The sequence below is a fragment of the Streptomyces sp. Act143 genome, assembly GCF_003143935.1.
In the GTDB taxonomy this organism is placed as follows: domain Bacteria; phylum Actinomycetota; class Actinomycetes; order Streptomycetales; family Streptomycetaceae; genus Streptomyces.
In genome coordinates this window covers 9,440,183-9,448,029 of the sequence record NZ_QFRX01000001.1, presented here as the reverse complement: position 1 = coordinate 9,448,029, position 7,847 = coordinate 9,440,183, and the positions used below count along the sequence as shown (strand labels likewise).

Below are 7,847 nucleotides of genomic sequence, written 5' to 3'. Positions count from 1 at the left end.
CACTGCGGGATGGGCCGACGCATAGCCCCGGTAGCCCCAATCACACCAAAAGAAACGGCGTCTTAGTCAGCTGCTGCAGCAGCCCGCCCTGCCCCCACTGGGGCGCCCGCCGGTGGCACCCGGGTCAGTCCATATACGCCCGTGCGATGCGCCTTCCTTGGTCGTCCACGTCATCGGTCAGCTGGTAGCTCCACCCGGCCTCCCGCAGCACCTCCCCCTCGACCGCTTCGGTGGTGAGGAATCGCCCGTGCTCCGGGCCATACATCAAGATCACAGTTGTCATGGCGCGAACCGTAGAAGGCTCTGCCGCTAGCGTCGCGTGCAGGAGCCCAGGCAGGCCGCCCCGACATCCCCGGAACCTCAGCCGAGCTGAGGCTCCGGCACCGGACGATCGCGAGCGCCTTCGGCAGGAGACTACGGTTTCGCCCGGCGCCTCCCGGCGCCGGGCGCGCGGATCGCCGATCAGTTGCAGCAGGCGTGTCACTTTCTGCGTATGAAGTAATACGAGAGAATCACGGCCAGGGCTATGACGAATGCTCCGATGACCAACTCCGCCGGTGCATCGAGTGACGGAACGATTATTCCGGATTCGGTCGTCTTCGCGCGGTCCAGATCACTCAACTGCTGTGCCCTTTCTTCCGCTGGAATCGGAGCACCCAGACAGAGCAGGCAGCAATTGCTACCCCCATGACGATCGGAATCGCACCGGCGGCGGTCTTGCCCTGGCTCAGAGCAGAGACACCCAGCACGATGAGGAGAACGGCCACAACCGCCGCAGTGAGTAACAGTGTTTTGACCATGTATACCTCCACGTCGGGGATCCTTGCGGATCCCCGACTCGCTCATGGTGTCTGGGTTACAACGCGGCTTCGGTTCCGGCAGCCGCTGCCGCTCCGAAGCCTGCGGACAGCACCGTGCAGCCTGTGATGCCTGCGCCGATGGAAGCACCGAGCGTTGGGACCGCGCCGGCTGCAGCTGCCGCTCCGCAGACCGCCTCGGTGCCGATTCCCGAGAGGATGCCGACCTTTGCGGCAAAGGCCCCCTGTGCGTCACCACTCATGATCTTCTGTGTCAGGGAAGCCCACTCGATGGCTCCTGATACGTCAGGGAAGCTGAAGAGTCCGGTGGGGTCGCTGTTGTTGATGGGGTCGCCAGCGGCGTAGAGGTAGGGGTTGGCTTCCTGTCCGGAGGGGTCGGGTTGGGTGAAGCGGCCGATTTGGGGGTCGTAGTAGCGGGCACCCATTTTGTACAGGCCCGTGGGGTCGAGGTAGGCGCCGGTGTAGCGGAACGGCTGGGGGGCTGCCTCGGTGGTGGTGCCGCGGGGCAGGCCGGTGGGGCCGTACGCGTAGGTGTGCGTCCGCTTGCCCGCGTCGTCGACGAGGCCGAGGACGTTGCCGGTGGCGTCGGTGAGGTAGTAGTAGGACTTCCCCCCAGTCGTCATGGAGTTCAACGTGCCCTCAGGTTCGCGGATGAATCCGGTGTCGACGCCGCCTGTGGTCGTGGACGCCAGGCCGAGGGCGGTGTGGTGGAACCAGGTCGAACCGAGCTTGGTGCGTTCAAAGTTGTCGGTGCCCGCGTGGACCAGGCCGTAGGCCGTGCCGCCGGTGGTGATGGCGGAGAGCTGGCTGTAGTCCGTCCAGGTCTCGTTCGTGCGCGTGGAGGCAGCGACGCGTCCGCCGGCCTTCTCGTTGCCGAGTTTGTCGTAGGACCACGGCGTGAGGGAGCCGCTCTGCCCGGTGAGCTGGCTGGCGTCGTTGTAGGTGAAGACCGTACTGCCCGGGCAGGTGGAGGCGGGGCCGCCCTGGGAGGTGAGGTTGCCGGCCTTGTCGAAGCAGTACAGCCAGGACGCCGTGCGGGTGCCGGCCGAATCGGCTTCCAGCGCGTAGGTGAGCTGGTCCTGGGAGTCGTAGGTGTAACTGGTTTTGTATTTGGTGCTGTTGTCGGTGCGGGTGCGGATCTTGGTGGTGTCCTTGCCTGCGCTCGTGTAGCTGTAGGTCAGGTCGACCAGGGTGGTCGTGCCGGAGGTCGTCCTGACCGACTTGGGGCGGCCGTCCTCGTCGATGCCGACGGTCTGGGTGGTGCCGCCGGGGTAGACGGTCTGGGTGCGCTTGTCGTTGTTGTAGTCGAAGTCGGTCTTCTTGCTGGCCGGGTCGGTGAGGTAGTCCAGGCGCCCGGCGGTGTCCCAGGTGTAGTCGGTGGTGCCGGTGGGGTCGGTGTAGTAGTCGACGTCCCCGCCCGGGGTGTAGGCCAGCGCGGTCTGCGCGCCGCTCTGCAGGGTGCGGACCTTCTCCCGGTTCAGCTTGTCGTACTCCCACGTCGTGGTGCCTGAGGCGTCGGTGCGGACCTTCAGGTTGCCGTCACCGTCGTAGGAGAAGGTGACGGTGTCGTTGGTGGAGGAGACTGTCTTGACCCGGTCGCGGTTGTCGTAGCCGTAGACGGTGGTGATGCCGCGGCCGTCGGTGACGGTCTCCACCCGGCCCAGGTCGTCGTACGTGTAGGTGGTCTCGCCGAGCGGCGCGGGTGGGGTGACCTTCTTCAGGTTGCCCTCGCTGTCGTAGGTGAAGGAGGTGACTTTGCCGTTGCCGTCCTTCGCCGTGCACCGCTGGCCCTCGAAGCCGCCGCAGGTCGGGGTGGCAGGGTTGTAGGTGTAGGAGCGGGTCCCGCCGGCCGTGCCCGAGGTCGCCACCGACTTGGTGTTGCCGTTGGTGTCGTAGGAGTAGGAGTCCTTGCGGCCGTCCGCGGTGGTGAAGTCGTTGGGCAGATCGGTTCCCGCGACCGTCTGATACGCCGTCACCGACGCCGTCGCCCCCAGGGGCAGCTTGGCGGAGGTCGCGTTGTTGCGCGCGTCCCAGCCGTAGGTGGTGGTGTTGCCGCCGGTGCCGTCCGTGCCCGTGCCCATCGCGTCGACCGCGGTCTGGGTGAGGTGATTTTTGTAGGTGGCGTGGCGGGAGTGGCCGAGCGGGTCGGTGACCTTGGTGACCTCACCGTCGTTGTTGTGGGTATAGACGGTGTCGTCGCCGTCCGGGTCCGTGACGGTGGTGGTCTCCTTCCCGGTGGTGTCGGTGCCGTAGATGAAGCACCAGGGGCTTCCAGGGAGTTGTAGGTGCGGGTGAGCTGGAGTTGGTGGCCCACACCGGCGATGTCGAAGTCCGTGGCCGCCAGCATCAGGTTGCCGTCGGAGACGTTCACCCGCGCCACCAGCGCGTCGTCCAGACGGGTGTCGAGGATGCGATGCCACGGCACCCGGCCCTGCCCCTCGGGCAGATAGCCGCTGCCGGCATCGGCGGCTGCCGACCGGGACGCGGAGCCGACTGCCGCGCCCCCAGTGGTGCGGGCTTTCTGCGCCGCCCGCCAGGCGGCCACCTCAGCCGACGGCGGCGCCTCCGCTTTCGACGCCGGCGGCTTCGTCACCCCGGTCGGGGTCGGCGGCGCCTCGACCTTCGTCGGCTTCGTCCAGGGACTTGCCGGCTCGGGTAACTCCGGTTTCGGCGTCGCCGCCGGACTTGGAGCCGCCGCGACCACCACCGCGGCCGTGGTCACAGCCGAGACGAAAACGGTTCTGTAAGTTCTTCGGGCACGCCGAAACGGCGTGCGTGCAGCACGCGAATGCATCAGCTTCCCCCCACAGGAAGTCAGACCCGGTAACCCCAACGGTCACCAGCGGCACACAAGCTGACACAAGAAACACACAAACCGGCCGGGCGTTCCCCCAGACCCCCTGTGCACACGTGCCGGAACCAGCCCCACCCCTTAAGCACAGCAAAACGGAACACAGAGGGCGAATCGTTGGCCCTAGCAGGCACGACTCCCCATCCGCTTGTCGCCGTTGCGGGCGAAGTTGGCCGCAACAGCTCGTTTGGACCATCCCGCAGACCGTGCTCACCGGTCAGTCCCCCACAGCCTGAGGGACTGTAAGGCGTTCGGTGTAACTCCCGATCATGGAAGATGCATCGATGACCAGTGAGAACGTGTCCGAGTCCGCGGGTGCCGAGTCTGCAAGTGCGTTGTCAGCGAAAGCCGTTGACGACCAGTTGATCGACGAGCTGGTGCACCGGGCCCAGGCGGAGGGGCTGCAGCTGACCGGTGAAGGCGGGCTGCTGCAGCAGCTGACCAAGCGGTTGCTGGAGTCCGCCCTGGAAGGCGAGATCACGGACCATCTCGGATACGACAAACACGACCCGGCCGGCAAGAACGGCGGAAACTCCCGCACCGGCAAACGCTCCAAGACCGTGCTGACCGACGTCGGCCCGGTAGAGATAACCGTGCCCCGCGACCGGGAAGGCTCCTTCGAACCGAAGATCGTCAAGAAACGGCAGAAGCGCCTGACCGGCGTCGACGAGATGGTCATCTCGCTCGCCGCGAAGGGCTTGACCACAGGCGAGGTGCAAGCCCACCTCGCCGAGGTCTATGGCGCCGAGGTCTCCCGCCAGACCATCTCCACCATCACCGACCAGGTCCTCGAGGGCATGGCCGAATGGCAGAGCCGCCCTCTCGACGCCGTCTATCCGGTGGTCTTCATTGACGCCATCCACGTGAAGATCCGCGACGGCGCGGTCGCCGACCGGCCCATCTACGTGGCTCTGGCGGTCACGATCGAGGGCCGGCGGGAGATCCTGGGCTTGTGGGCCGGTGACGGCGGCGAGGGTGCCAAGCACTGGCTGCACATCCTCACCGAGATCAAGAACCGCGGCGTCAGCGCCGTACTCATGCTCGTCTGCGACGGGCTGAAAGGCCTGCCCGAAGCGGTGGAGACGGTCTGACCCAAGACGATCGTGCAGACCTGCGTCGTGCATCTGCTGCGGAACTCCTTCCGCTATGCCGCCCGCCAGGACTGGGACAAGATCGCGCGTCTCCTCAAGCCCGTCTACACCGCGCCGACCGAGGAGGCCGCCCTGGACCGGCTCGCGGAGTTCGCCGACGCTTGGGGCAGGAAGTATCCGGCGATCGTGAAACTGTGGGAGAACGCCTGGGAGGAGTTCACCCCCTTCCTGCGGTTCGACACCGCGATCCGGCGCATCGTCTGCACCACCAACGCGATCGAGTCGGTCAACGCGCGGATCCGCCGAGCGGTCAAAGCTCGCGGACACTTCCCCACCGAGCAGGCCGCGTTGAAGTGCGTCTACATGGCGATCATGTCGCTCGATCCCACGGGCAAGGGCCAGGCCCGCCGGACCATGCACTGGAAGACCGCCCTGAACGCTTTCGACATCACCTTCGACGGCCGACTGTCAGCGGCCCGTCAGTAATCTCAACTACCGCAGTTACACCACTCGTTTGACAGTCCCGGTCTCACTCCGCGCGGACGAGGCTGAACACATCGGTGCTGGCGGAAGACCCTCCGACCGCGATGCCTGGAGTGCCCTCGTCGAAGACCAACGGAAGTTTCGAGACAGCAATGGCAACAGGAGGCCGTGGCTGATGGCGCACGATGGATGTCCGGGCCAGCCGCTCGGGGCTGCGCCACAAGAACTGGCCAGCAGTGCCGCGCGCCTTCAACAGCAGACCTGACCGGCGTGGGGAAACTCTGAGGAAGCCATGCTGTTGAGAACTCGTAACACGATCTTGTGGATGTGTGCAAGGGGGGCGTGGCCGGTACGACGATTCCGCCGTTCGTGAGGTGTGGGGAATCGGCCGTGCTGTGGAGGACGAACTGTGGGAGCTGATCGAGCCGTTGCTGCCGCCGTGGCCGCGGAAGGCTCCCGGTCCGAGGCCGGTGGATGACCGGCGGTGCCTGCAGGGCATCCTGTACGTGCTCCACAGCGACGTCAGTTGGCAACTGCTACCGCTGGAGCTGGGGTTCGGCTCCGGACAGACCTGCTGGCGCTGGCTGGGTCGGTGGCACGAGGCCGGAGTCTTCGAGACGCTGCACCGCATCCTGCTCGCCGAGTTGCACGCGGCCGACGCCCTGGACTGGACCCGGGCCTGCGTGGATGCCTCCCCCATCCGCGCGAAAAAAGGGGGCGAGGCGACCGGCCCGTCACCGGTCGACCGCGGGAAGACGGGCAGTGAACACCATCTGATCTGCGACGGGAGGGGTACCCCGTTCAAGGTCATCACCACCGCGGCCAACGTCAACGACGTCACTCAGACCCTGGCACTGGTCGACGGCATCCCGCCGATGGCCGGAAGGCCCGGCCGGCCGCGTAGGCGCCCCGACGCGCTTCTTGGCGGCAAGGGCTACGACAGCGACCCCAACCGGCGCGAGCTGCGCAAGCGCCGGATCCTGCCGGTGATCTCCCGCAAGGGCGCCCCCAACGTCAAGGACCTCGGCAAGCTCCGCTACGTCGTCGAACAGACTTTCGCGCTCCTGCACCACTTCAAGCGCCTGACTGTCCGCTGAGAAAGACGCCTCGACTTGCACGACGCCCTCGTCGCCCTGGCCTGCGGCCTCATCTGCTGGAGACGCCTCAAGAAGGTCCGCAGCAGATCAGAAGGGCAGCGGGTCGGAGCTGAGTGACTCGGTGTATCCCAAGGACCACCGTCCAGGAACGGCGGCGCAGATCGCATCCAGATCGGCGCGGGTCCGGCCCCGGACGTGAAGCCAGCTGTGGACGCCCAGGCCATCTTGGCGCAGCAGCTTGCCCGGGGCAGAGAACCAACGCACGGGGAAGTCCTCCGGACCTGTCCACATTGGGTAGTCCGGCAGTTGGACCCGCTGAAAGTGTTCGGGTACCGCACCAAGCAGGTCCGCGGGCAGCTCGCACGCGTTGTACAGCCGTCCCCCACCGCCGAACAGTGCCTCGCTCAGTACGAGTTCGACGCAGGCCAGGGACACCCGCTCGAAGAACGGCACCCAGCCGTGCCGCGCTTGAACGAGCACCGGAGGATCGTCCCGATCAAGGTCGGTAAGTCGCACGCCCCAGAAGGCACAGCCCTGGTTCTCGCTGCGGAAGACGAGGACACCGCCACACTCGTCATGCACGAACACCTCGTGAGGCGGCAGCAGCGGATCCTGGCTGGCGACCAGGTCGGGCCGGCCACCCGCGAACGTATAGAACTCGTGCAGCGCAGTCGGCAGGGAGCGGCCGAGCATCTCCTCCGCCTGCTCCAGTTCCGCCTTGGGAGTGCCGTCGTCCTCGGCCAGCGCATCGCCCCAAGCGGCAGCAAAGGTGCGGATGAACGTCCATGCCCGCTCCCGATCGGAAATCCCGCCGTCCAGAGCGTGGGCCACGTCGAAGCTGCCACTCTGCCACAGAACGTATCGGAAGCCCGAGCCGCATCGCCAAGAGACCATCAGGCCGCCAGAGAGCGCCGCCCTCCAGGACCAGTCCGTAGCCTGGCAGCTCGCCAGAGCGGCCCAGCATGGATGCGACGAACGCGATGCCTCGACGACACCACCAAGATCGTGTTACGAGCTCTTACGGCGGCGATACATGTAGGGCTGCACCGCTCGGGATAGCTGTTGGCATCGTGGTGTTGAGCTTCGCTGTCAGCGCGGCCTTTTCCATCTTGTTCTTCCTGACGCGGCAACCAGTCATGGCACGCTGGATCCCGCCGACATCAGCAGCTTCGCCGTCGGCCTGCGCAGCGCCTTCGACGCGGTGACCGCCGGCCTGACCATCAACTGGAACTCAGGCCCGGTCAGCTCTGTCCGCGATCACGTGGAGCTAGGGCGTGTTTTAGAACTCGCTGACCTGCTTGGTGGGCCGTCCGGGGAAGTCGCGGGCGGCCATCCAGATGGTGAGGTCGCGGGCGATGTCGTTGACGCTCGTGGCCGTGGTGACCTTGTGCTCGTTGCGGGAGGTGTCACGGCGGACGATCTCGTAACCGCCTTCATCGAGGACGGCCACGGAGGCGAACCAGACAGGATCGTCCTCGTCCGGCTGGACGACCACGAACGTGTTGTC

The 7,847-nt window shown here is 66.3% G+C and carries 6 protein-coding genes and 3 pseudogenes; 3 read left to right on the top strand and 6 right to left on the bottom strand.

The annotated features are described in order from the left end of the window. Positions 1–124: 124 nt before the first annotated feature. The 4 genes from DI272_RS44830 to DI272_RS45845 all read right to left on the bottom strand — a co-directional run bounded on the left by DI272_RS44830 (position 125) and on the right by DI272_RS45845 (position 3,165). Complete coding sequence (locus DI272_RS44830; protein ID WP_181387492.1) at positions 125–283, bottom strand: hypothetical protein; 159 nt, start codon at positions 281–283, stop codon at positions 125–127. Positions 284–617: 334 nt separating this feature from the next. Further along, on the bottom strand, positions 618–800 hold the full coding sequence (locus DI272_RS43220) for a hypothetical protein (protein ID WP_146238433.1): 183 nt from the start codon (positions 798–800) through the stop codon (positions 618–620). Positions 801–856: 56 nt separating this feature from the next. Further along, positions 857–2,899 (bottom strand): RHS repeat-associated core domain-containing protein, encoded by a 2,043-nt coding sequence (locus DI272_RS43215; RefSeq protein ID WP_258314850.1) that lies wholly within the window; start codon positions 2,897–2,899, stop codon positions 857–859. Further along, positions 2,791–3,165 (bottom strand): hypothetical protein, encoded by a 375-nt coding sequence (locus tag DI272_RS45845; RefSeq protein ID WP_258314936.1) that lies wholly within the window; start codon positions 3,163–3,165, stop codon positions 2,791–2,793. The genes DI272_RS43215 and DI272_RS45845 overlap by 109 nt, the downstream gene beginning before the upstream one ends. A gap of 160 nt (positions 3,166–3,325) precedes the next feature. On the opposite strand from DI272_RS45845, the gene DI272_RS44825 reads away from it, so the two are divergent. The 3 genes and pseudogenes from DI272_RS44825 to DI272_RS43200 all read left to right on the top strand — a co-directional run bounded on the left by DI272_RS44825 (position 3,326) and on the right by DI272_RS43200 (position 6,457). Next, positions 3,326–3,565 carry a hypothetical protein gene (locus DI272_RS44825; RefSeq protein WP_219933916.1) on the top strand — a complete coding sequence of 80 codons (240 nt, stop codon included), beginning with the start codon at positions 3,326–3,328 and terminating at the stop codon, positions 3,563–3,565. Positions 3,566–3,953: 388 nt separating this feature from the next. Further along, positions 3,954–5,246 (top strand): annotated as a pseudogene (locus DI272_RS43205) (IS256 family transposase). Positions 5,247–5,626: 380 nt separating this feature from the next. Then, positions 5,627–6,457: pseudogene (locus tag DI272_RS43200) on the top strand (IS5 family transposase). On the opposite strand, the gene DI272_RS43195 reads toward DI272_RS43200, so the two are convergent. Both DI272_RS43195 and DI272_RS43190 read right to left on the bottom strand, forming a co-directional pair. After that, positions 6,428–7,171, bottom strand: coding sequence for an SMI1/KNR4 family protein (locus DI272_RS43195; protein WP_258314849.1), 744 nt, complete (start codon positions 7,169–7,171; stop codon positions 6,428–6,430). The pseudogene DI272_RS43200 and the gene DI272_RS43195 overlap by 30 nt on opposite strands. Before the next feature lie 448 nt (positions 7,172–7,619). Beyond that, positions 7,620–7,847: pseudogene (locus DI272_RS43190) on the bottom strand (hypothetical protein); the annotation flags it as partial.